Origin of the sequence: Gilliamella apis (assembly GCF_002142155.1) — a bacterium.
Lineage (GTDB): Bacteria > Pseudomonadota > Gammaproteobacteria > Enterobacterales > Orbaceae > Gilliamella > Gilliamella apis.
The window spans coordinates 50,139-74,281 of sequence record NZ_NASD01000011.1; the positions used below are offsets into that span (position 1 = coordinate 50,139).

A 24,143-nucleotide genomic window follows, 5' to 3' on the forward strand; every position below is an offset into this window, starting at 1 on the left:
CGACTGGCACTTTTTGTTGAGTTTGTTAGAATGTGTGGCAATTTAATTTTACAAATTATCACACATACATGCTTTTGGAATATCATCCCCCCATTGATCCGTGGCTAACTATTTTATATCAAGATGATCATATTGTTGTTGTGAATAAACAACCCGGTATATTATCTGTTTCAGGCAATAAGCCACAATTTATAGATAGCATTATTCATCGCTTACAACAAAAATATAGTTATGTTGAATCAGTCCATCGTCTCGATATGGCGACCAGTGGTATCATGGTTGCGGCTTTATCAAAATTGGCTGATAGAGAAATTAAAAAACAATTCCGCGAACGAGTACCGAAAAAAACTTATATTGCCGTAGTTCATGGCCATCTTGAAAATGATATTGGCCAAGTCGAATTACCATTAATTTGTGATTGGCCTAATCGTCCACGACAAATGGTTGACCACGAAAATGGCAAATATGCATTAACCCATTATCAAGTTATTTCCCGTAATGATGATAATACCACCAGAGTTGCACTATTTCCGTTTACAGGACGCTCCCATCAATTACGAGTTCATATGCAAGCAATCGGACATCCCATTCTAGGGGATAAATTTTATGCTCATCCTGAAGCATTTTCGATGTCAAAACGATTATTGTTACATGCACAACTACTTACAATAAATCACCCCAAAACAGCGGAAAGTATGACATTTTGTTGTGAGCCAGATTTTTAAATTTTAAACAATATATCCATTAGTAATATTTAACTTACTAATAGCGATATAACACAAATTAGTTATGGAGTCATAAAATGCAAAAAATTGTTTTAGCTACCAACAACCAAGGAAAAGTCAATGAATTACAACAGCTTTTGGCTAATGCTGGCTTTGATGTTGTAGCCCAAAGTGTATTCAATGTTCCTGATGCTGAAGAAACCGGTTTAACATTTATTGAAAATGCTATCTTAAAAGCTAGACATACTGCAAAATTGACAAAATTACCTGCGATTGCAGATGATTCAGGCTTAGTTGTTGATGCACTAAATGGTCAGCCAGGAATATATTCAGCTCGTTATGCTGGAGAACATGGCAATGATAAAAGTAATAATGAGAAATTATTACTTGCATTAAAGGATGTAGCAAAAGAAAAAAGAACTGCATACTTCTACTGTGCGCTTGCTTTTATGCGACATGAAAACGATCCAACCCCTATTATCTGCTTAGGAAAATGGAATGGATTAATTTTGAATGAACCGCATGGCAATGGTGGATTTGGTTATGATCCATTATTTTTTGTTCCAGAACTTAATTGTAGTGCCGCAGAGCTAACTAAAGAACATAAAAGCCAAATTTCTCATCGAGGACAAGCACTTAAACAATTAATCGCCAAAATAAAAACTGAGTATTAGCCAGATAATCTGGCTTTTCAGCTCACTACTTATTTCCAATAATTGCACATTTTGAACTAAACAGTATATACTAGAACACCAATTATTTTGGAGTTGATATTGTGATATTATTGATAGTAAGTGGCCGTTCAGGTTCAGGAAAATCAATTGCATTACGTGCACTAGAAGATATGGGATTTTATTGTGTTGATAATATTCCTATTGCGTTATTGCCTCAACTTGCTGAATCATTAAAAGATAATAATACCCCTGTTGCGGTCAGTCTAGATATTCGAAATTTGCCTGATAATTTTGATTTTAATCATGATGTCCTCCAACGCTTACCCTCTTCGGTTACACCGGAAATAATCTTTTTTGATTGTAGTCGTAATACACTAATTCGACGTTATAGCGAAACCAGACGAATACATCCCCTTACTAATCAAAAATATTCATTAGAAGAAGCCATCGATCTTGAAGAGACTTACTTAGAGCCATTAAAATCACATGCGAGTTTGATGATAAATACCGACAACCTTTCGGTTCATGAGTTATCAACTATTCTTAGAACCAGAGTTTTAGGTAAGAAAGAACGAGAATTAACCATGATCTTTGAATCATTTGGATTTAAACATGGTTTACCCGTCGATGCTGATTTTGTGTTTGACGTTAGATTTTTACCGAATCCCCATTGGGATATCTCTTTACGACCATTAACCGGCTTAGATGAACCCGTTAAAAACTATTTATTAAAACATGATGAGGTAACGAATTTCATTTATCAAACCGCCAATTATCTACAACAATGGTTGCCTATGTTAGAAAAAAATAACCGTAGCTATTTAACTATTGCCATTGGTTGTACCGGTGGACAACATCGTTCTGTTTTTATCGCTGAACAATTAGCCGAGTTTTTTAAAGCACAAAATAAACAAGTTCAAATTCGTCATCGTACACTTGAAAAACAATAATTACTGTTATTCAATAGGATTAACATTTGATAGATCTGTTAATCGTTTTTTATATTTTTCAAATATATCTTTAAATGTCGGTTTAAGTTTAGTTTTAGTTGGAAGTGATGTAATCAACTGACTAACTTTTACTAATTCAATATCATCAGGTAAATTAGCTAATTTTGTACGTAAGACATTCACGGTTTGTGGATGAGGATGACCAATAGCAATGGCATGACCATTTTTGTGGGCAATTTTTATTGCCAAATCAAACTGCTGAGCGATAGCATATTCTTTTTGCTGATCATCTAAAAATACATCGCGTCCAATAACCGCTATATTGTATTCACTTGCTGCGTTTTTTACTTGGGTCTTACCTATCGTTTTACTATCTAAAAAAAACATGGAATAGTGACTTAACGCCTTCATCACGTTATGCATACCATTTAAATTTGCAGTCATTAAACTGCCCATATGATTATTCACACCAATAGCATACGGCACACGGGAGACGGCATCATCAACGATTCTTTTTACTTCTAACTCACTCATATAGGGAAATAGAGTATCTTTCTCTAAAGGTTGTTTTCCCAAAGGGGCCATGGGTAAGTGAATAATAACATCATTACCATGTTGATGGGCAATGGTCGCAATCCGTCTAGCATTAGGCGAATGAGGTAGAACGGCAATAGTGATGTTAGGAGAAAATGAGATAATCTGTTCTTCATTGTGCTGGCGATAACCAAAATCATCTATAACTAATGCTAATTTTGCTGCTAATACACTATTAGCTTTAAATAAGAAAAGTAATACTCCTATTTTTAACAGATTTTTTATCATTTTAACCAGCCACTTGGATCTAATGCTTTACCATCTCGACGAATTTCAAAATAAAGCCCAGCGGTATTTTGACCGCCACTAGAGCCAACAATAGCAATTGGCTGTTGAGCTCGAACTTTTTCGCCTACTTCAACTAAAACGCGCTGATTATAACCATATAAACTCATATCGCCTTTACCATGTTCAAGTGCAACAACAAATCCATAACCTTGTAACCAGCTGGCTAAAATAACTCGTCCATCAGCAATAGCTTTAACTTGAGTGCCATCTCTGGCATCGATAACCATACCTTTCCAACGTAGTTCACCTTGTAATGTTTCACCAAATCGATGAATAGTATTACCATTTACTGGCCAATTAAATTGGTGTTGCGGTTTACCAATACCACTGACTCGAGCCATTAATGCCCGTTCGTTAGCATTAAGTGTGTAATTAGTATTCTTTTGTTGTTTTTCTTCTATATTTTTTGCTTGCCTTGCCTCTTCTTCGGCTATTTTTCGACTTTCTCGTTCCGCTTGGGCAATTCTAGCCTGTAATTTTGCTTCGTTATTTTTTAACTCGTCTAATTTCTGTTGATTTTTCTGCATTGAAGATTCAAGCAAATTGATAGTTTTTTTACGATTCTGGTGATTTTTTTCTAGCGCTAACTGTTCCTGTTTCTGTTTAGTATTTAGCGTTTTTTGCGTGCTCTGTGTCTTTTTCAAAGCCGTTTTCTTTTCACTAAGTTGAACTTGTGTTTCGCGAAGCATATTTATTTGCTGTTGTCTTGCTTCATTAATATAACGAAAATAGGTAATAAGACGTTCATTACGCTCACTTTGTTCGCTAGCAAAAATGAGTTTAAAGTTGGTGTTTTTTCCTAACTTGAAAGCACTTTCTAACTGTTTTGCTAACTCATTGCGTTGTTGTTGTTGTTTAATTTTTAAATCATCGATTTGTTTAATTAAAGAAATGATTTCACTGTCTAACTTTTTAAGTGTAAGACTATTTTTCTCAATTGATGTTAATAATTTTGCTATTTCTATCTCTTGATCTTTAAGATCATTAATTAATTGCGTTCGCTCTTTTTTTTGCTCTGCTAGACGTTTCTCTTGTTCTTCGATTGAACGACGTAACGATTGTAATTGTTGATTATCATCTGCATACACAAAGTATGTATTTATTAATCCAATAAAAAATATAATCAACAGTTTATGATAAATAGACATGGCCTTTTTATTTTTGATTTTTTACCAAGCAATATAGATGACTTCACTATACCGACAAATGGCTAAAGATGCAAAATGAAAACTATCATGTGTAGCTTAATCAATATAAAGTAATTAGGCATTTCACAAGCTCTAATAAAAAGTATAAAATGTAGCACTATTTAATTTGTAGAAAAATTAATTCAACCATAAAGATAACATCATGCAAAAGTTTAATGTCAAAACCTTCCAAGGTTTAATACTTACGTTACAAGATTACTGGGCTAATCAAGGTTGTACAGTGATTCAGCCATTAGATATGGAAGTCGGTGCTGGTACTTCTCATCCAATGACCTGTTTACGAGCACTTGGTCCGGAACCAATTAATGCAGCTTATGTTCAACCATCTCGCCGCCCAACTGATGGTCGTTATGGTGAAAACCCGAATAGGTTACAGCATTATTATCAATTTCAAGTTATCTTAAAACCATCACCAGACAACATCCAAGAACTCTATCTAGGATCTTTAAAGGAACTTGGCCTTCATCCAACTATCAACGATATTCGTTTTGTAGAAGATAACTGGGAAAACCCAACATTAGGTGCATGGGGATTAGGTTGGGAAGTATGGCTAAATGGCATGGAAGTGACGCAATTTACCTATTTCCAACAAGTCGGTGGGCTTGAATGTAAACCAGTCACCGGTGAAATTACCTATGGATTAGAACGACTAGCAATGTATATCCAAGGTGTAGATAGTGTTTACGACTTAGTTTGGAGCGATGGAGCATTTGGTAAAACTACTTATGGTGATGTTTTTCATCAAAATGAAGTCGAACAATCAACCTATAATTTCGAATACGCTAATATTGATTTCTTATTTTATTGTTTTGAACAACATGAAAAAGAAGCAAAATTATTACTTGAATTAGAAAAACCACTACCATTACCAGCTTACGAACGTATTTTGAAAGCAGCTCACTGTTTTAATTTATTAGATGCTCGTAAAGCAATTTCGGTAACCGAACGCCAACGTTATATATTGCGAATCAGAACATTAACCAAAATGGTGGCTGAAGCATATTACGCATCTCGTGAAGCACTAGGATTTCCAATGTGCCAAAATTCAAGTTCTAAACCAAATGCAGCAAAGTAGGAGTTGATATATTATGCAAAAAACATTTTTAGTGGAAATCGGTACTGAAGAGTTACCACCAAAATCACTCCGTACTTTAGCTGAAAGCTTTGCAGCTAATTTTATTGAACAACTTGATAATGCTAATTTAGAACATGGTGAAGTACTTTGGTATGCATCACCACGCCGTTTAGCATTAAAAGTTTTGAATTTAAATGATACTCAACCAGATAGCCAAATCGTTAAAAGAGGCCCCGCAGTCAGTGCAGCATTTGATGCAAATGGTAATCCGACAAAAGCAGCAGAAGGTTGGGCTCGTGGTTGTGGGATTGATATATCACAAGCAGAACGAATTCAAACCGATAAAGGCGAATGGCTATCTTATACTCACAATCAAAAAGGTCAACCTGTTGTTAATTTACTTTGTGATATGGTTAAAAATGCCTTAAATAAATTGCCGATTCCTAAACCGATGCGCTGGGCAGCTCGTCAAGTTGAATTTATTCGACCTAGTCATACAGTCACGATGTTATATGGTGATGAGCTAGTACCTGGTATCATTTTAGATATTCAATCAAACCGAATCATTCGTGGTCACCGCTTTATGGGTGAGCAACAATTTACTATTGATAATGCGGATCAATATCCAGAAATTCTTGAGCAACGTGGTAAAGTCGTCGCTGACTATGACAAACGAAAATCAATCATTAAACAGCAAGCTGAAGAAGCAGCTGCTAAACTTAATGGTAAAGCAGACTTAACCGAAAGCTTACTTGAAGAAGTTTCATCATTAGTTGAATGGCCAGTGGTATTGACTGCTAAATTTGAAGAAAGATTTTTAGCGGTTCCAGCTGAATCATTGGTATATACCATGAAAGGCGATCAAAAATATTTCCCTGTTTATGACAAACAAGGGAAATTGTTACCAAATTTCATTTTTGTTGCCAATATTGAGTCCAAAGATCCACAAGTTGTTATTTCAGGTAATGAAAAAGTCGTACGCCCACGTTTAGCTGATGCTGAATTCTTTTATAAAACAGACTTGAAACAAAGCTTAGAAGCTCGTCTTCCTCGCCTTGAAACTGTTTTATTCCAACAACAATTAGGTACAGTTAAAGATAAAGCACTCCGCATTGAAGCTTTATCAGGTTTTATTGCTGAAAAAACAGGCGCTAATGTTGAACAAGCCAAACGAGCAGGAAAATTAACTAAATGTGATTTAGTCACCAATACTGTATTTGAATTTCCTGAAACTCAAGGCATTATGGGTCGATACTTAGCGATTAAAGATGGTGAAAGTATCGAAGTTGCCACGGCTATTGAAGAACAATACAAACCACGTTTTTCTGGTGATGAGTTACCAAGTACAGCGGTTGCTAGTGCGGTCTCAATTGCAGAGAAAATGGATACATTAGCGGGTATTTTTGGTATTGGACAACATCCAAAAGGAGATAAAGATCCTTTTGCTCTTCGTCGTGCAGCTATTGGTGTATTACGCATTATTGTTGAAAAAGATTTACCTATTGATTTAGTTGAATTAGCTAATTTTGCCACATCATTATATGGTGATAAATTAACTAACCAAAATGTTGTTGAAGACATTGTCAACTTTATGCAAGGTCGATTCCGAGCTTGGTATCAAGAAAAAGGATTTGCTATCGATACGATTCAAGCTGTACTTGCCATCAATCCAACTAGACCGGCTGATTTTGATGCCCGTGTCAACGCTGTAACACATTTTAGAACGTTGCCAGAAGCTTCTTCATTAGCTGAAGCTAATAAGCGAGTATCAAATATTTTATCGAAGACCGCAGATACTATTCCTGAAAATATTAACGCTTCATTGCTCGAAGCTGGTGCTGAAGGCGAATTAGCGATGCAAATAGCGGTATTAACAGATAAGTTAGCTCCTTATTTTGCTAAGGGACAATATCAAGAGGCTTTAGTTGAATTAGCATCACTTAAAGCACCTATAGATACCTTTTTTGAGAAAGTTATGGTGATGGTTGATGATGAAAAAATTAAATTAAATCGCTTGGCTCTTTTAAAGAAACTACAAAATTTATTTTTGAAAGTTGCCGATATTTCATTATTACAATCATAATTATTAAATTGAATTTATACACCGTGGTAATACTTGTATTACCACATAAAAGGAAACATGATGGATTCACAAAAAAACCTTTCATTTACAGCTATTTTTCAACAAACGATTAACTTTATCCGTAATCGATTTTCCCTAATAGCAATATCAAGTATTGTACTTGGTTTAATTAATACTTTAGTTATATATTCTGTAATTAATCCTAACCAACTAATGCTAGAATTAGAGTATTTTAATCAATTCGGTATGATTCCCGATTATTTTATGAAAACCGTCATAATTCTATATTTGGTGAATATAGTTTTGGTTTCAATAATATTAAGCATTATCTGTAATTTATCAATGAGTAACAAACTTAATCCAAGTTTAATATTGTCACGAATACTACCAATATGCCTGAATATACTTGGTTTTTCTGTTTTATATATGTTAATTTGTATTCCTATCGCTATTTTATTCTTACTGGTCTTTAGCATAATAGGATTGCTTGTACCCAAAATGGTATCATTACTATTAATATTGGTGATAGGTTGTACGGTTTTAGTAATTTATAAGTCGATTTTTAATTATTTTCTCGTTTCAGCAGCACAACCTAACTCGACGCCTTTTTTTCAAAGATTTAACGCCTGCCACATGTTTTTCTTCCAAAATTGGAAAGCGCCTGTTTTAATGATTTTAATCAGCGTTATTTTTACTGGAATACTAAATGGTATAAGTTCTTTAGGAAAAAATATTGTTTTTGATGTTATATCTACCTCACTAGGTGTGTTTGCTGATTTCTTTATATTTAGCTTCTTTTATCGTTTATACAGCATAAATAATAATATTGAATCGACAAAATCAGACGATAATAACAAACTAATAATTTCTTAATTATCATTAATCCCTATTAATAAAATTTAATAGGGATTATTAATTTCTAATTCTCACCAAAAATCTTTATGTTACGGTTATTATTATGACGCCAGCCATTAGATTACTAAAAAATCAGAAAATAAAATTTAATATTCATCAATATCAGCACGATGCCGATCAGACTCATTATGGTCAAGAAGCCGCAAATAAGCTTGGATTAGAACTTAATATTGCTACTAGTCAAATATTTAAAACTTTAATAGTGAGTATCAATGGTGATAATAAGACATTGGCTGTTTGTGTTATACCAGTTAATTGTTCTTTAGATCTAAAACAAGTTGCTAAAATACTAGATTGTAAAAAAATTGAGTTGGCAGATCCACATTTAGCACAAAAAACGACTGGCTATATAGTGGGTGGAATCAGCCCATTGGGTCAAAAAAAATTATTACCGACACTGATTGATATTAGTGCTAAACAGTACCAAACTATGTTGGTTTCTGGTGGCAAAAGAGGATTAGAAATTGAAATATCTCCAGCTGATTTAGCCAATCTATTGAATGCTAAATTTAGCAAATTGTCTAATTAACTATATTGATAAAAATTGATAATAATTAAGAAAAACAAACAGATTCTAAAAAGAAAAAAGAAGGGAATTTGAGATTAACAACAAGGCCATAACTTATCCATGTATGGCCTTAGATGCTACCCTATCAATAATGATAGGAAAAAAAGCAGTAATATTATTTGATTGCTTCTTTTAAGCTTTTACCCGAAACAAATGCAGGCACTTTGCTTGCTGCAATTTTGATTTCTTTACCAGTTTTTGGATTACGGCCAATACGAGCTTTACGAGCATTAACTTTAAATGTACCAAAACCAACTAGTTGAACCGGCTCACCAGCTTTTAGTGATTCAGTGATAGCAGCAAGAGTTGCTTCTAACGCTGTTTTAGCGGCAACTTTAGTAATATCAGCTTTACTAGCGATAGCATCTACAAGTTCTGTTTTATTCATGGAGATATCCTTACATATTTATTTTATTGTTAAAGTTAACATTTTTTAGCAAAGTTAATCACTTAATTTTGCTTCTGTAAACATTATTCAGATTACATTGTTGTTAAATGTAGTCTATATTTGTGTAATGTTAAAGAAAAATTTAATAAAAATTAAAAAAATCACTCCGTAAGCGACTTAATTGCTCAAAAAAACACCAATATTGCTCGTTTTAGTCAATCTTATATCTTCCTTTAGGCCTTTAATTAGATCAACCATTTCATTGTTTTCATTACTTAATAATCGAAAAATATCCCATTGTAAGTCAAATTCTTCAACAACACTAGGTAATTGCGATTGTTCTTGCTCCGAAAGTTCAATATTATCCTTAGTCATTTCAAATTCAGCCACTGTAGTAGCCGATATACTACTCACTTTAGCCGAATGTTCGACTATTTCACCACTGATATAAGAATGTAAAATCTCGCTCAGCGCCTGACAAGCATCAATAGCAGGATAAACCATATACGGACTATCCTCGTTGAGGATTGGAATTATCAATTCCAGTTTTTCAAGTTGTAAATCAAAATTGATTTTAACATTTTCTACTAATAATGACTCCCAGATTAAATCAAGAATTTTTTTATAGCCGACAGCTGATTGTTCATCTTGTTGTAAACGGCAATAATAAACATAGTTTGGATACATTCGTTCACATAAACAAATCATAAATAAACGCTGTTGCCATACAGCTAGCTTTGCTATTCTCAATTGAACTGGATTTTTAATCATAAATGGAACCTTTTGGACTGTTGATGTACTGCATTAACTAAATATTGTACATGCTCAATTGGGGTATCTTGATGAATACCATGCCCTAGATTAAAAATATGGCCATTATAGTGACCAAAATCAGTCAGCACCGATTCAACTTGAGACTCTATGGTTTCTCTGTTAGCGTACAATATTGAAGGATCTAGATTACCTTGTATAGCAATATTACCCTTTTGAGCAATTAGATTCAAATCCACTGTCCAATCAACACCTATTGCATCACTTCCTGATTGACAAATTGTATCCAACCATAAACCGCCCCCTTTGGTAAATAGCGTAACAGGGACATAAGAAGTAATATTGTTACTTTTCTTACCACGCTTTAATTGCGAAAGAATTAATTGCATATAATGTAAAGAAAATGCAGGATAACTTTGATGGCTAAGTACCCCACCCCAAGTATCAAATATCATAATTGCTTGCGCACCGGCATCAATTTGTGCATTTAGATACATTGCCACACTATTAGCCAATTTTTCTAATAATAGATGTAACGCTTTTGGTTCACAATAAAGCATTTTCTTTATTTTTGTAAAAGCTTTACTACTACCACCTTCAATCATATAAGTGGCTAATGTCCATGGACTACCAGAAAAGCCAATTAAGGGGACTTTACCAGCTAACTCTTGCTTAGTTAAACGAATAGCATCCATCACATATTTAAGTGATAGTTCTGGATCGGGTATTGGCAATTGTTCTATATCTACCAAACTAGAAATTGTTTTTTCAAATTTTGGACCTTCACCAGCTTCAAAATATAATCCAAGTCCCATAGCATCAGGAATGGTTAAGATGTCAGAAAAGATAATTGCGGCATCAAGTTCAAAGCGTCGCAACGGTTGTAAAGTCACTTCACATGCGAGTTCTGGCGTTTGACACATTGTCATAAAATCACCGGCTTTTGCTCTAAGCTGTCGATATTCAGGCAAATAGCGACCAGCTTGACGCATCATCCAAACTGGCGTGTAATCTACCGGCAAACACTGTAATGCGCGTAAGTAACGATCGTTTTTCAATTGGCTCATCTTTTAGTTCTATAAATTTGCTAGTTGCTAATAAAATAGTTAAAGCGACATTTTAGTTAGCTAAAAATATTTTATGCGACAGTTATTTTCGTTCCGCAGGCTGAGATAAGATTCGCTGCGCATAACGAATTAACGTTTCGGAGATATTTTGCATTACACTACTTTCAGGAGCAAAGCGATGCCAATACAGCATCCGTCTTTGGAATAAACCTTCAGTTAAATTAACTAATTCCCCTGTTTTTAACTCTTGCTCAACTTGTAACATAGGAATCATACAACATGCAGAACCTTGTTTAGCTAACTGAACAAAAGCTTCTGACGAACTAGTGATATGGCAAATTACACTGCCTGGTGTCAAATTAAAATTTTCCTGTAAAAAGGCTTGATGCATATCATCTAAGTGATCAAAAGCGACCGCTGGTGCTTTTAAAAGCGATGAACGGGTTACCCCATTCGGAAAATATTTTTTTGCAAATTCGGGCGAAGCAACAAAGATATAATCTAATGCGCCTAATAAATCTGATAAGCATCCTGGTAAAGGATTTGGTTGAATACTAATTGCAGCTACAACAGTACCTAAGCGTAAAAGCTCTAAGGTATGCTCTTCATCTTTAACTTGAATATCAAAACGTAAAATATTTTTATCGAGAACTGGTTTTAATGCAGGTAAAAACCATGTCGCTAAAGAATCGGCATTAATAGCAATTGATAATGACAATGGTGTAGTATTTTGTTCATTATCACCTAACCATTGCTGCTCTAATAATTCAACTTGATGCAATAATCCGAGAAGATGTTCACCTTGCTTGGTTGCTTTTGGAGGAATAGTTCGTACTAATAGTTGCTGACCAAAAAAGCTTTCTAATTGCTTAATACGTTGCGAAACCGCTGGTTGTGTGATACACAGTTTATCGGCCGCTCGTTCAAATCCTCGTTCTTTTATCACTGCATCTAATGCTTGTAATGCTCTATAATCTGGACGCTTCATAATCTCTTTACTAATGATTTGATCTTTGCTTGATCATTCAAGCTATTTTTATTTTGCAAAAAATTTGAAATCGATCTAAAACTTTATAGATTTTCTTAAAATACTAATGATTTTTGCTCTCCAATTGGTTACTATGCCATATATTGAACAATTTTGCTTTTAAAATTTTAAATTTTTTTTGATCAAAATCATATTTACATACGGTGATATCATGACACAAGATGAACTAAAAAAGGCTGTAGGCTGGTCAGCGCTAAAATATGTTAAGCCTGATTCATTAGTTGGCGTAGGAACAGGGTCTACTGCGGCGCATTTTATTGATGCACTTGCGACAATAAAAGATCAGATAAAAGGAACTGTCTCTAGTTCAGAAGTATCAACTGAAAAATTAAAAAGCTATGGAATCCCCGTATTAGACTGCAATGAAGTTGATAGTTTAGATATATATGTCGATGGTGCCGATGAAATTAATCATCATATGCAAATGATTAAAGGAGGTGGAGCAGCGTTAACTCGTGAAAAAATTGTATCAGCTCTAGCTAAACAATTTGTTTGTATCGTTGATGAATCTAAAGTTGTCGATGTCCTTGGCAAATTTCCTCTACCAGTAGAAGTGATACCTATGGCTCGTTCTTATGTTGCTAGAGAATTGTTCAAACTTGGTGGCAAACCAATTTATCGCCAAGGTGTTATAACCGATAATGGTAATGTTATTTTAGACGTTCATGACCTTGTTATTGCCAAACCAATGGAATTGGAAAATCGTATTAACAGCATTGCTGGGGTAGTTACTGTTGGATTATTTGCCAATAAAGGGGCCGATATCGCTTTAGTCGGTACTCGTTCTGGTGTAAAAGAATTAATAAAATAAAAATTTACATTTTTGATGGATAATTTTGTATTTGCAATCAATTAAAATATTAAGCATAGAGAGGAATAAATGGTTGTTCAGGCATTAACGAAAGATGAAAATAAGTTTCTATTACTTGAAGGTATCCACCCTAGTGCAGTTGAAACACTTAAATCAGCGGGCTTTAACAACATTGAGTATCATAAAGGCGCACTATCGAAATCTGAGCTGGAAACAGCTTTAAAAGATGCCAGATTTATTGGTATTCGTTCCAGAACCCATTTAACTAAGGACATCATCGATGCCGCACCAAAATTAGCCGGTATTGGTTGCTTTTGTATTGGCACTAATCAAGTTGAACTTGACGCAGCGACGGTTAAAGGAATTCCAGTTTTTAATGCGCCATTTTCAAATACTCGCTCTGTGGCAGAACTGGTATTAGCTGAAGCAATATTATTACTTCGCCGAGTACCTGAAGCTAATGCTAAAGCTCATCAGGGTAAATGGAATAAACTTGCCACAGGTTCGCACGAAGCCCGAGGAAAAAATTTAGGTATCATTGGTTATGGTCATATAGGTAGCCAGTTGAGTGTATTAGCTGAATCATTAGGAATGAATGTCTATTTTTATGATATTGAAACTAAATTGCCATTAGGAAATGCTAAACAAATTCCAACAATGCGGGAATTACTTGCTATGAGTGATATTGTCAGTATGCATGTTCCAGAAAATCCAACCACAATTAAAATGATTAGCCAACCTGAAATCGATATGATGAAAACAGGTGCAATATTGCTCAACGCATCACGTGGTACCGTGATTGATATCAAGGCGCTAACACAAGCATTAGAAACCAATAAACTAAATGGTGCAGCAATTGATGTTTTCCCAACAGAACCCGCTACCAATAATGATCCTTTTGAATCACCTTTATGTAAATTTGATAATGTTATTATTACCCCTCATATTGGCGGTTCAACCAGTGAAGCTCAAGAAAATATTGGTATTGAGGTTGCAACCAAATTAGCGAAATATTCTGATACTGGTGCAACCCTTTCAGCGGTTAACTTCCCTGAAGCTTCATTACCGATTCCAGCAAAAGGTTCAAGCCGTTTTATCAATATTCACCATAATCAACCAGGGGTATTAACGGCTATCAATACATTATTTGCTGAACAAGGTCTAAATATTTCTGCCCAATATCTACAAACTGATGCTAAAATAGGTTATGTTGTTATTGATATTGATAGAGTTGAACAAAATAAAGCCGAAGAATTATTAATTAAGCTGAAAAGTGTAACAGGTACTATTCGAGCAAGATTATTATTTTAATTTTTATCGTTAAAAATGATTTTGGTCGTTATTATTTAAGAGATTACATAACACTAATAACGACCATCCAAATAATCATATACTCGAAACTTCCGTAGTGCTATTCAGTAAAAAGACTGGTAACGATTAGAGCAATTTTAATATAATAATAAAGTTATAGGTTGCGTTACCAAATTTAACCAATAATTTCAGGCTAAAAAACCCCTTTCCTCAAATTTTTTGATTTATATTTTATAAATATTTAACTTATCTCGTGGTTTTAGATTTTTAAAAATAGTAGATAGAGCATCAGTCAAGATTGTCATTCAGAGTTAAAGTAAGTCATCTAATTGATAAAAACATTGATGCTATAAATGATTTAAAATGACTTTAATTTGATCATAGTTTGAAAATTTAATCATTATTTTGAAATTTCTTTTTAAATTTTTGGTAAATGTTTTTTAGCTAATTTATTCATAGATTATTGATATAACAGCAATAGTTAACAATGACTGTTTTTTACTGATAAGTTGGCGTAATTTGGTATTACAAAGTTATTTTACTTTTCAATTAATAGGAGAATCTAATATGGCTAAAAGTACGACTTCGGCAAAAAAGCTACAACAAGCAGCTATTTTGTTTCCAACTGATTTAGGTCAAAAGGCATCAAAAGATATTTCCGGTGCCATGAACTCTGTATTAGCAGATGTATTTGCGTTATATTTAAAAACCAAAAACTTTCATTGGCATGTAAGTGGTCCTCATTTTCGTGATTATCATTTGATGTTAGATGATCATGGAGAAGAGTTATTTGCAATGACAGATCCAATTGCTGAACGTGTCCGAAAATTAGGCGGTACAACTCTACGTTCAATTGGTCATATTTCAAAATTACAGAGTATCTCTGATAACGATGCTGATTTTGTTGAACCATCAGATATGATAGCTGAACTCTGCCAAGATAATATTAAACTTACTACTCGTATGCGTGTAGCCCATGATATTTGTGATAAATATAATGACTCGGCAACAGCAAGTTTAATTGAAGAATGGATAGATCAAACTGAAAAACGCGCATGGTTCTTATTTGAAACAGGCCGTAAATTGGACTCTTCTGGTCACTAAAATCTAGTGGCTATGAGTGATCATCCCGAATAAGAGACACATATTGTGTCTCTTTATCGTTTGAGTAAGGGAGAATTACAAATGAGTAAAAAAATTGCTGTACTTGTGGGTAGCTTACGTAAAGATTCCTACAATTTAAAAGTCGCAAAAGTATTACAACAGATCGCTCCACAATCACTTTCTTTAAATATTATTGAAATTGGCGATTTACCGTTTTATAACGAAGATATTGATGTAGATACGCCACCAAAATCTTATGAACGTTTTCGTCAACAAATTGCCAATTGTGATGGTGTTATATTTGTGACACCAGAGTATAATCGAGGCTTGCCGGCAGTGATTAAAAATGCTTTAGATGTGGGTTCTCGCCCTTATGGTAAAAGTGTTTGGTCACAAAAACCAGCTGCGGTAGTTTCGGTATCACAAGGTGCTATTGGTGGTTTCGGTGCCAATCACCAGTTGCGACAATCACTGGTCTTTCTTGATATGCCAACTTTACAACAACCAGAAGCTTATATTGGTAATATTTACAGTGCTTTTGATGAAAATGGTAATATTAGTGAAAAAACTAAAGCATTTCTTTCATTGATCATTAATAGTTATGCTAATTGGGTTGAGAAACTAAGTTAATAATGATTTATTTTAATATCCACAGCCAATATAATGAGTTGTGGATATGATTAAAGTTATTTAAAACAAATTAAATGAAAAATTTCCAACCTTGCAATGAACAAGAATTATTAAACCGAGCCAGACTCGCTGCAGGTTATAGTTTCGGTGAAATAGCTAACTATTTAAATATTGCTATTCCAGCTAATCTTAATAAGCAAAAAGGTTGGGTAGGTAATTTAATTGAAACTTTTTTAGGCGCTAATGCGGGTAGTAAAGCCGAACGTGATTTTGCTAATTTAGGTATCGAATTAAAAACCATTCCAGTTAATAAACAAGGTAAACCACTTGAAACCACTTTTGTCAGTGTCCTCCCTTTAATGGCTAATCATGGTGTAATTTGGGAAACAAGCCATGTGAAATATAAACTAAGTAAAGTTCTGTGGATCCCTATTGAAGGAGAACGAAGTATACCCCTAGCCCAGAGAAAAGTTGGCCACCCCATATTATGGACACCAACTGAACAACAAGAGCAACAACTTAAACAAGATTGGCAAGAGTTGATGGATATGATTGTACTTGGTCAGGTTGAAAAGATTACTGCCCGTTATGGTACTTATTTACAGATCCGTCCTAAAGCTGCTAATGGAAAAGCTTTAACTGAAGCTATTGGTGAAAATGGCCAAATTATATTAACACGTCCACGAGGGTTTTATTTAAAAAAATCATTTACATTACAAATTCTGCAAAATGCTAATTGTTATATTTAAAGTGAGCCAACAATAGTATTCATCCCCCTTTAATCTTGCTTATCTTTTCTATTTTCAAAATACTATTTCTTCCATAAACAATTTTTTATCTTCTGCATATAAACATATTGATAACTTATTGATATAAGTATCTTTTACCTCAAATTAATAATTAGGCCATCTTATATTTAGTTAAAATAAAAAAGTCCAACTTGAATAAATTGGACTTTTTAAACTCGCTATAGTTAAACTAAATCAAACATTAAAATTTTCGAATTTCTTTGATAATTATAAAGTTGTTTCTTTTTAATAGGCAGGTCATCGACTTCAGCTGGATTAAAGCCTTTTTCACGAAACCAGTGAATACTACGAGTAGTCAACACAAAGATCTTTTCTAACCCCAAATTGTGAGCCGTTTCTGCAATTTTTTCTAATAATAGATCACCGCGTAATGAGTTTCGGTATTGAGGATGAATCGCTACACAAGCCATTTCGCCCATTTTTTCTTCTAGATATGGATAAAGAGCTGCACAGCCAATCGTCATATTATCACGCTCAATAATGGTAAATTTGTCAATTTCAATTTCTAACTGTTCTCTTGAGCGTTTAACCAAAATACCTTGTTCTTCAAGTGGACGGATTAATTCTAAAATACCACCGATATCATTTATCGTTGCAGTACGGACTTGTTCTGAATGTTCCATTGACACTTGAGTTCCAATACCATCACGAGAAAATAGTTCCTGCAGAATAGAACCATCCACTAGATAACTGACTAAATGGCTACGACGCACACCATTGCGACATGCTTTTGATGCAGCACGTAAAAAACGCGCTTCACTAGATAAATGCTTACCACTTTGCTCTTTGTTATTAACGTAATTATCAGCATCAATCGGAAACAGATCGGTAATAACATGATTGTTTTCATCAAGCACGCCTTGCTCAGCACAAAAACTTATTAATTTATCAGCTTTAAGGCGAATAGCAACTTCAGCGGCAACATCTTCAGACGATAAGTTAAAACTTTCACCAGTAACTGATACCCCTACAGGCCCTAATAATACAATTGATCCTCGGTTCAATTGTTCATCAATTGCCTCATTATTAATTCGCCGAATTTTCCCGGTGTGACAATAATCCACTCCGTCATCAACACCTAATGGCTGTGCAATAACAAAATTACCGCTAACAACATTGATATGTGCACCTTGTAAAGGCGTATTATTTAAGCTCATTGATAAACTTGCTGTTATATTGAGCTGTAATAATCCGGTTACCTGTTTAACAATGTCTAAAGTTGCTGCGTCAGTAATTCGAGTATTTTTATGATATCTAGGTTGGATATTATGACTTTTGAGTGATTCATCTATTTGGTTACGAGCACCATTCACAATAACCAATTTAATGCCTAAACTATGCAATAAACCAATGTCACTAATAATACTTGCATAATTATGACTCTTTAGTACTGCACCTGTTAATAAAATAACGAAAGTTTTTCCTTGATGAGCATTAATATAAGGTACCGAATGCCTTAAACCATCAACCAATTCAGTTGTTCTTTCTTTCATCTTATCACCGCCAAAATGAATATTTATTCATATTTTTTGTATTTTTATTTATTTTTTAGTTAATAGCAAGTCTTTTTTGATAAGTTCAACAAGCTAAAGTTCTATACTGACGAAGGGAAAAACTTTTGTTAAATTCGCTAGGAAATGACAAAACATTAATTTATTAACGATGCTTATAGACAAGAGCCGTCATTAAGACGGCTCAGTAATCATTTTAGTTATTCGAGTGATTCACATTTAAATCTTCTTCATATCAATAACTTTAACAAATCTGCAGTAAACAATCAGTCCTAGTAGGGTACTCATTACGGCCATTATCAAATCAGCTAAGATAGCATAACTAACATTAATTTTGGCCAATTCAGGGATAACTCTCGGGATAATAAAGAAAGACAGGCCACTTAAAGTATACATACAACCCACAGCAAGTCCTTTACGTGTTGGAAACATTTGTTGCATCACAACTAAGGTTAATTGTAAAACACCTCCAGCAGCAAAAAATCCCATCCCGATTGCGGTGACCAAACACATTAATGGCGATAGGTCAAAGTAAAATAATAATAAAACCAATGATGACATTGCAGGTAAGATAAAAATACAATAAATTGGTTTCAAGAATTTTTTCACTATAAAAGCAGTGATAAAGACAGAAACGATTGAAGCAAAACTATAAAAGCTAATAAGCTGTTTAGCTTCAATTAATGGCATATTAACCGCTTTAATTGCAATCGCAGGTAGCCATTGCCAAATAATCACAAAGGTTGCGGTGGTTGTGAATCCCATAATTATCAATAAAATGCCTTCAAAAGCAAAATTTGGTTTACGAATAAAGTAATCATCAGAACCTTGATTACCTTTAATTCTGGTATCTTTAGGTGGAAATCTTTTTGGTAGCAAATTGATTGCATTAATAATTAGATAGGCAGTAAAACCAAAAAATGCCCATCCATACCAGATATCGTATTTATAAAATAATCCAACAATTAGTGGCAGAATAAAACTTCCCATTGAGATAAAGGCTTTAATCAAAACACTTGCCGAACCAGATGAGCGAGGAAAACATTCAGTTAATGCAGGCATAGACCCTGTATCTAAGAAAGAGTTACCTATACCGATGGCAATAGCTAAACAAAACGCAATATCTATATCATGACAAAATGGCATACTGACGAAAAAGATAATATAACAAGCCATACCTAAATAGATAAATAATTTTCGTCCAAATTTATCAGATAGCATTCCGCCGACAAACATTAATAAAATTTTTCCAATACCGATTCCTGATGCAACATAACCAAGACCGACATCTACATCGGTATTAAGCTGTTTTGAAATGCCTTCTGCGAACTGCATAATAACAATTAAAGCAATACTTTGTATTATGTAATTAGCATATATAGAGCCAGCAATCCCATAAGAATTGACTCTTTGATTATCCATGTGTAAAACTCCAATATTAACTTAACTAATTTAAGCGACTAAAAAAACGCAATCGCAATTAATATACAAGTGTTGACTACTATCTGAAAGTAATATGTATCAATTATTTACTGTTAATAGACTATTTATTTGCTGTAATTCGTGAATATTCACAATTAATAAATTTATGATGTATAGATTGTTTAAATTACAAATTGATGTACTAACATTATCCCGAAACAAATAATTTTTATTTAAAAAATGGTAATTTAATTAGTTTGCAGTTTTTCCAATATTTCAGTAAGAATTAAATTCTCATCTTGGTCAACATTAACAACATGATGAGCGGCATCATGGTATAAAGGTAAACGTTCAGCAAGCACTTTTTCCATCTCATCGGATATCGACATACCCGTTAATGATGGTCGCTGGGCAACATTTGGATCTTTCATCAAACGTGCCGCTAATGTCGCTGCAGGAGCTGAGAGAAAAATAACTGTGCCATGCTGTTTCATAAACTGACGATTTTGCTCAGCTAGTACCATGCCACCACCAGTTGCAATAACTCTATTGGGTTTAGCTGTCTCAATAAGCACTTGGCTTTCTCTAGCTCGAAACCCTTCCCATCCCTCTTTTTCGACAATTTCTGCTACAGTTTTTTGCGTTGTTTCGAGTAGATGACAATCTGTATCAATAAAAGAAAAGGATAACTTATTGGCTAACATTTTACCCATTGTTGTTTTGCCAGCGGCTCTTGCGCCAACTAAAAAAATTGTTTTCTTCATTGTGGGGCCTTTTAAATATACAGATCTGGAAATAAGTTATCTATGCTAGAGACTCATTTAACTTTTTGCAACATTTTTTTACAGTCTAATTCGATATCAACATAACAATATGATTTAAATAAACATAAATAAAAAAATAACTGTAAATAATTTATTACACATTCGATTTTAATCATAGACTATTGTGTCAAACATAGTCATTAACACAATTTTTCTAATCCTCTAAAATAAAGTTCAGTGGCAATTGATTGATGTAATCGCCATTGCAGCACATCTAAGTCTGGGTTAACTTTTTTGAATTCTGGATAAGTCATAAAATAACGAATGGTATTACTACCTACACGGTCATTAATGCTATTTATAATCAATTTTATTTTCTCGTTGCGAAAAGCTTTTAATTCTTTCATCGCTATTGCCACATTTTCAGGAATAGGTAATGAACCGTTTTCCCACTTACGCCATGTTTCGACATCAGTTTTACCAATATATTCACTTGCTTCTGACACTTTTAACATTAAAAAACGGCGATACGCTTGTAATTCTAAATTAGTCATAACTACTCCTTTTTAATCAATTTTAAATTTACTAAACATAGTTACTTTATTGATTTAATAAATATTTAAAATGATGATTAAATACCTAAAACCTTAAAATATCGCTCCCATAAAATGAGAGCGAGGCTATTTATAATTTTATTTTCCTGTTAAGGCATCAATTACAGCTTGTTTTGCTTTTTCAGAAAGATCTTTACCGGTCCAAATTTTAAATTGGGCATTTGCTTGACCAATAAACATTTCTCGACCAGAAATCGATTCCCATCCCGCTTTTTCTGCTTCTTGTCTAAATTTGGTATTGTATGGTGTATATACAATATCGTATGCAATCCCTTTACCTTTAAACCAAGCTTGTTCGTAAGGTGTCTGCTCTTCAAATTTGCCTTGCATACCTAATGGAGTAGAATTGATAATAATTTGCGCTTCTACTTTATCTCTATCTTCCCATGCAATCGTTTTAAGATTAAATTCTTTAGCTAGTGCCTCTGGAAGATCAGTAACAATATCCGTTACCGTAATGTCGTGATAACCAAGGTCTTGTAAACCAACAACCGCAGCCCTAGCCGCACCACCAGCGCCAAGTAGTAAAACCTTCTTATACTCAGCAGGTAGTTTTTTTTGTGCTAATGGTTGCATAAAACCAATAATATCAGTGTTATCACCACAAAGTTTGTCACCATCCCAATAAACTAAGTTAGCTGCTCCCGCTTTTTTGACGTGTTCGGTAACTTCATCTAAATAAGGGATAATAGTTTGCTTATGTGGAATAGTGACACATAAACCACGAATATTAAGTAATCTTACTGATTTAAATAAAGTAGCAATATCTTCGGGTGGCGTAGGAAATGGCACCAATACAGCAGGAATACCATAATCTTGAAATGACGTTGTATGAATAAGTGGGCTCATACTATGCCCTAGTGGATAACCGATAATGCCATAGATACTGTATGGCGTGAACTGACTCATACTATCTCCTTGAAAGTAAGAAAATTAGGCCTAACAGATAATATCTGAATTCAATAGTATTAAAACATATTTGTTATAAAATTAAATAGTTTTATATTGAACAACACAACATGAACTACGATATAATAGTTTTGCTAAAAATAACAACTCTCGGTATATTTATTTTTTTCAATTAGAAACTTATTTTTGTGCATAAATAAGATAATGCTTGAGAATTTACCTGTAAAAGCGTATACTTCGCTACCTCATTATTATGGGTGTAGTGTGAGAGGTGAGACTGCTTCTCAAAAGAACTGCAGCGAACTAAAAGCCTGACGAGGTTAATTCCATTAACATATTACGCCCTAGGCTTAAGCATAGAAATTTTGGAGAATTATTGACATGTCACGAGTATGCCAAGTAACAGGAAAAGGTCCTTTAGTGGGAAATAATCGTTCTCATGCGATGAATGCTACTAAACGTCGTTTTCTACCAAACCTTCAAACTCACCGTTTCTGGATTGAGAGTGAAAAACGTTTTGTAAAATTGCGTGTATCAGCTAAAGGTATGCGTACTATCGATAAAAAGGGTATTGATGCAGTTTTAGCTGAACTTCGTGCCCGTGGTGAAAAGTACTAATAAGGAAACCATATCATGGCTAAAGGTGTACGTGAAAAAATTAGATTAGTTTCTTCTGCTGGTACCGGTCATTTTTATACCACTAGCAAAAACAAAAGAACCATGCCTGAAAAAATGGAGATCAAAAAATATGATCCTGTTGTTCGTCAGCATGTTGTTTACAAAGAAGCTAAAATTAAATAGTTTTATCTAGAAATAAAAAACCCAGCTTAAGCTGGGTTTTTTTATGTTTTCAATAATCACATCATAAAATTTATTAAATTAGATGCATAAAAAAAGCTTCAGTTACCTGAAGCTTTTTAGAGTAAATTTCTATTTTAAATATTCTTGCTCATAGACTCTTGCCTTTTTATCATCAAAGACATGTTCCCAACGCGCAATAACAATTGCTGCTTATGCGTTACCAACAACATTAACAACTGTTCTACCCATATCTAAAATACGTTCAACACCCATAATATAACCAATGCCTTCAAGTGGAATACCAACACTACCAAGTGTTGCTGATAGAACTAAAATAGAAGCACCTGGTACTCCATAGGTTGCCATTTTTCAATGATTTTAGGTAATGCTGTTTTTGAACTTGCTGTAGAAAAAGCAATAACTAATTCTTACTTCAATATTTTTAATAAAGTAAAGATATTGAATTTACATAGTTTACAAATCAGAGCTAATTGGTGAATATCTCATTTTTACAAATTCAGTTTAATTGGCTTAAATGTTGCACCAGAAACAGCATTATCGTAAGAACATCCTCTGTGGCTCAATGAGCGAGTAATACCAAATACATCAAAAACCATCAAATAATTGATTATCAAAATTTTTCTCAGTCTGAGTGAAATATTCCTATTGAGGATAATAGTGGTTTAATTTGGCTTAAGGCTTTCATAACATTCTCTGCCGTTTTATATTGCCCAACACTCAGCTTGCTTTAGGAGCTCGCATTTTTCCATTAATAACCGTTTATTCTCTTTGAATAGGGCTAGCAACTTATTATCTACGGTTTTGAATGAATCTATTGTGGTATTGTTATCCACCTTTCTAATGCTAATGCTGATGACGTTAACTCATACTCTAAAACTAATTCGTTTCATGTTTAACCTTGTTGCTAAAGTATTACCATCTTTTATTTAAAATCATCAGTATAGGTTTGTCTTTCACATCATTTTTTTCGTCGTATTTTCATTTTTCAGAGTAGTTTATCTTATCTCTTAAAAAAGTTGTACGAATTAGTATAGCCTAAACAACACATTGAACTTACAAACGAATACTAATTTTAAAAGTTA

25 protein-coding genes and 1 pseudogene are annotated in these 24,143 nt (G+C 33.9%); 14 read left to right on the forward strand and 12 right to left on the reverse strand.

Going from position 1 to position 24,143, the window contains the following annotated elements; genetic code table 11:
* The first annotated feature begins 68 nt into the window (after positions 1–68).
* From rluA to rapZ, 3 genes are all read left to right on the forward strand, one after another.
* The gene (gene rluA, locus B6C84_RS06705; RefSeq protein WP_086320743.1) at positions 69–725 is read left to right on the forward strand and encodes a bifunctional tRNA pseudouridine(32) synthase/23S rRNA pseudouridine(746) synthase RluA; all 657 of its coding nucleotides are present in this window, start codon (positions 69–71) and stop codon (positions 723–725) included.
* 77 nt (positions 726–802) lie between these two features.
* Complete coding sequence (locus tag B6C84_RS06710; protein ID WP_086320742.1) at positions 803–1,399, forward strand: XTP/dITP diphosphatase; 597 nt, start codon at positions 803–805, stop codon at positions 1,397–1,399.
* Positions 1,400–1,500: 101 nt separating this feature from the next.
* Entirely contained in the window at positions 1,501–2,349 is an 849-nt protein-coding gene (gene rapZ / locus B6C84_RS06715) for an RNase adapter RapZ (protein ID WP_065652084.1), read from the forward strand.
* Between the two features lie 6 nt (positions 2,350–2,355).
* On the opposite strand, the gene B6C84_RS06720 is transcribed toward rapZ, so the two are convergent.
* Both B6C84_RS06720 and envC read right to left on the reverse strand, forming a co-directional pair.
* Positions 2,356–3,171 (reverse strand): divergent polysaccharide deacetylase family protein, encoded by an 816-nt coding sequence (locus tag B6C84_RS06720; protein WP_086320741.1) that lies wholly within the window; start codon positions 3,169–3,171, stop codon positions 2,356–2,358.
* On the reverse strand, positions 3,168–4,319 hold the full coding sequence (envC, locus tag B6C84_RS06725; RefSeq protein WP_165755151.1) for a murein hydrolase activator EnvC: 1,152 nt from the start codon (positions 4,317–4,319) through the stop codon (positions 3,168–3,170). The genes B6C84_RS06720 and envC overlap by 4 nt, the downstream gene beginning before the upstream one ends.
* Positions 4,320–4,581: 262 nt before the next feature.
* On the opposite strand from envC, the gene glyQ reads away from it, so the two are divergent.
* The 4 genes from glyQ to ybaK all read left to right on the forward strand — a co-directional run bounded on the left by glyQ (position 4,582) and on the right by ybaK (position 9,041).
* Entirely contained in the window at positions 4,582–5,514 is a 933-nt protein-coding gene (gene glyQ / locus B6C84_RS06730) for a glycine--tRNA ligase subunit alpha (RefSeq protein ID WP_086354173.1), read from the forward strand.
* A 10-nt stretch (positions 5,515–5,524) separates the two neighbouring features.
* Positions 5,525–7,597 (forward strand): glycine--tRNA ligase subunit beta, encoded by a 2,073-nt coding sequence (glyS, locus tag B6C84_RS06735; protein ID WP_086320739.1) that lies wholly within the window; start codon positions 5,525–5,527, stop codon positions 7,595–7,597.
* 60 nt (positions 7,598–7,657) lie between these two features.
* Complete coding sequence (locus tag B6C84_RS06740) at positions 7,658–8,470, forward strand: hypothetical protein (protein WP_086320738.1); 813 nt, start codon at positions 7,658–7,660, stop codon at positions 8,468–8,470.
* 85 nt (positions 8,471–8,555) lie between these two features.
* Positions 8,556–9,041, forward strand: coding sequence for a Cys-tRNA(Pro) deacylase (gene ybaK, locus B6C84_RS06745; RefSeq protein WP_065578269.1), 486 nt, complete (start codon positions 8,556–8,558; stop codon positions 9,039–9,041).
* Positions 9,042–9,195: 154 nt separating this feature from the next.
* Here the strand turns inward: ybaK and B6C84_RS06750 are convergent, their stop codons facing one another.
* From B6C84_RS06750 to B6C84_RS06765, 4 genes are all read right to left on the reverse strand, one after another.
* A complete protein-coding gene (locus B6C84_RS06750; protein WP_065578268.1) occupies positions 9,196–9,468 on the reverse strand; it encodes an HU family DNA-binding protein in 273 nt (90 codons plus the stop codon).
* 177 nt (positions 9,469–9,645) lie between these two features.
* Positions 9,646–10,239, reverse strand: coding sequence for a YjaG family protein (locus B6C84_RS06755; RefSeq protein WP_065652089.1), 594 nt, complete (start codon positions 10,237–10,239; stop codon positions 9,646–9,648).
* Positions 10,236–11,306 carry a uroporphyrinogen decarboxylase gene (gene hemE, locus B6C84_RS06760; protein WP_086320737.1) on the reverse strand — a complete coding sequence of 357 codons (1,071 nt, stop codon included), beginning with the start codon at positions 11,304–11,306 and terminating at the stop codon, positions 10,236–10,238. The genes B6C84_RS06755 and hemE overlap by 4 nt, the downstream gene beginning before the upstream one ends.
* 82 nt (positions 11,307–11,388) lie before the next feature.
* Positions 11,389–12,294, reverse strand: a complete 906-nt coding sequence (locus B6C84_RS06765) for a LysR family transcriptional regulator ArgP (protein ID WP_065578265.1) — start codon at positions 12,292–12,294, stop codon at positions 11,389–11,391.
* A 211-nt stretch (positions 12,295–12,505) separates the two neighbouring features.
* On the opposite strand from B6C84_RS06765, the gene rpiA reads away from it, so the two are divergent.
* From rpiA to mutH, 5 genes are all read left to right on the forward strand, one after another.
* On the forward strand, positions 12,506–13,165 hold the full coding sequence (gene rpiA / locus B6C84_RS06770; protein WP_065652091.1) for a ribose-5-phosphate isomerase RpiA: 660 nt from the start codon (positions 12,506–12,508) through the stop codon (positions 13,163–13,165).
* 69 nt (positions 13,166–13,234) lie between these two features.
* Positions 13,235–14,476, forward strand: a complete 1,242-nt coding sequence (gene serA, locus B6C84_RS06775; protein ID WP_086320736.1) for a phosphoglycerate dehydrogenase — start codon at positions 13,235–13,237, stop codon at positions 14,474–14,476.
* 567 nt (positions 14,477–15,043) lie between these two features.
* The gene (locus B6C84_RS06780) at positions 15,044–15,580 is read left to right on the forward strand and encodes a Dps family protein (RefSeq protein WP_065578262.1); all 537 of its coding nucleotides are present in this window, start codon (positions 15,044–15,046) and stop codon (positions 15,578–15,580) included.
* Between the two features lie 81 nt (positions 15,581–15,661).
* The gene (locus B6C84_RS06785; RefSeq protein WP_086320735.1) at positions 15,662–16,210 is read left to right on the forward strand and encodes an NADPH-dependent FMN reductase; all 549 of its coding nucleotides are present in this window, start codon (positions 15,662–15,664) and stop codon (positions 16,208–16,210) included.
* Positions 16,211–16,284: 74 nt separating this feature from the next.
* A complete protein-coding gene (gene mutH / locus B6C84_RS06790) occupies positions 16,285–16,959 on the forward strand; it encodes a DNA mismatch repair endonuclease MutH (RefSeq protein WP_065578260.1) in 675 nt (224 codons plus the stop codon).
* A 224-nt stretch (positions 16,960–17,183) separates the two neighbouring features.
* On the opposite strand, the gene argA is transcribed toward mutH, so the two are convergent.
* The 5 genes from argA to aroE all read right to left on the reverse strand — a co-directional run bounded on the left by argA (position 17,184) and on the right by aroE (position 22,239).
* On the reverse strand, positions 17,184–18,512 hold the full coding sequence (gene argA / locus B6C84_RS06795; protein WP_086320734.1) for an amino-acid N-acetyltransferase: 1,329 nt from the start codon (positions 18,510–18,512) through the stop codon (positions 17,184–17,186).
* A gap of 237 nt (positions 18,513–18,749) precedes the next feature.
* Positions 18,750–19,952 carry an MFS transporter gene (locus B6C84_RS06800; protein ID WP_086320733.1) on the reverse strand — a complete coding sequence of 401 codons (1,203 nt, stop codon included), beginning with the start codon at positions 19,950–19,952 and terminating at the stop codon, positions 18,750–18,752.
* Between the two features lie 248 nt (positions 19,953–20,200).
* Positions 20,201–20,716, reverse strand: coding sequence for a shikimate kinase AroL (gene aroL / locus B6C84_RS06805; RefSeq protein WP_065613779.1), 516 nt, complete (start codon positions 20,714–20,716; stop codon positions 20,201–20,203).
* Positions 20,717–20,916: 200 nt separating this feature from the next.
* Positions 20,917–21,270, reverse strand: coding sequence for an Aca2/YdiL-like domain-containing protein (locus B6C84_RS06810; protein WP_065578256.1), 354 nt, complete (start codon positions 21,268–21,270; stop codon positions 20,917–20,919).
* A gap of 138 nt (positions 21,271–21,408) precedes the next feature.
* Complete coding sequence (gene aroE / locus B6C84_RS06815) at positions 21,409–22,239, reverse strand: shikimate dehydrogenase (protein ID WP_086354172.1); 831 nt, start codon at positions 22,237–22,239, stop codon at positions 21,409–21,411.
* 381 nt (positions 22,240–22,620) lie between these two features.
* On the opposite strand from aroE, the gene rpmB reads away from it, so the two are divergent.
* Both rpmB and rpmG read left to right on the forward strand, forming a co-directional pair.
* Positions 22,621–22,857 carry a 50S ribosomal protein L28 gene (gene rpmB, locus B6C84_RS06820; protein WP_034884345.1) on the forward strand — a complete coding sequence of 79 codons (237 nt, stop codon included), beginning with the start codon at positions 22,621–22,623 and terminating at the stop codon, positions 22,855–22,857.
* A gap of 15 nt (positions 22,858–22,872) precedes the next feature.
* Positions 22,873–23,040, forward strand: a complete 168-nt coding sequence (gene rpmG / locus B6C84_RS06825) for a 50S ribosomal protein L33 (protein WP_034884348.1) — start codon at positions 22,873–22,875, stop codon at positions 23,038–23,040.
* Between the two features lie 129 nt (positions 23,041–23,169).
* On the opposite strand, the pseudogene B6C84_RS11635 reads toward rpmG, so the two are convergent.
* Positions 23,170–23,531, reverse strand: a pseudogene (locus B6C84_RS11635) (cation:dicarboxylate symporter family transporter); the annotation flags it as partial.
* Between the last annotated feature and the right edge of the window lie 612 nt (positions 23,532–24,143).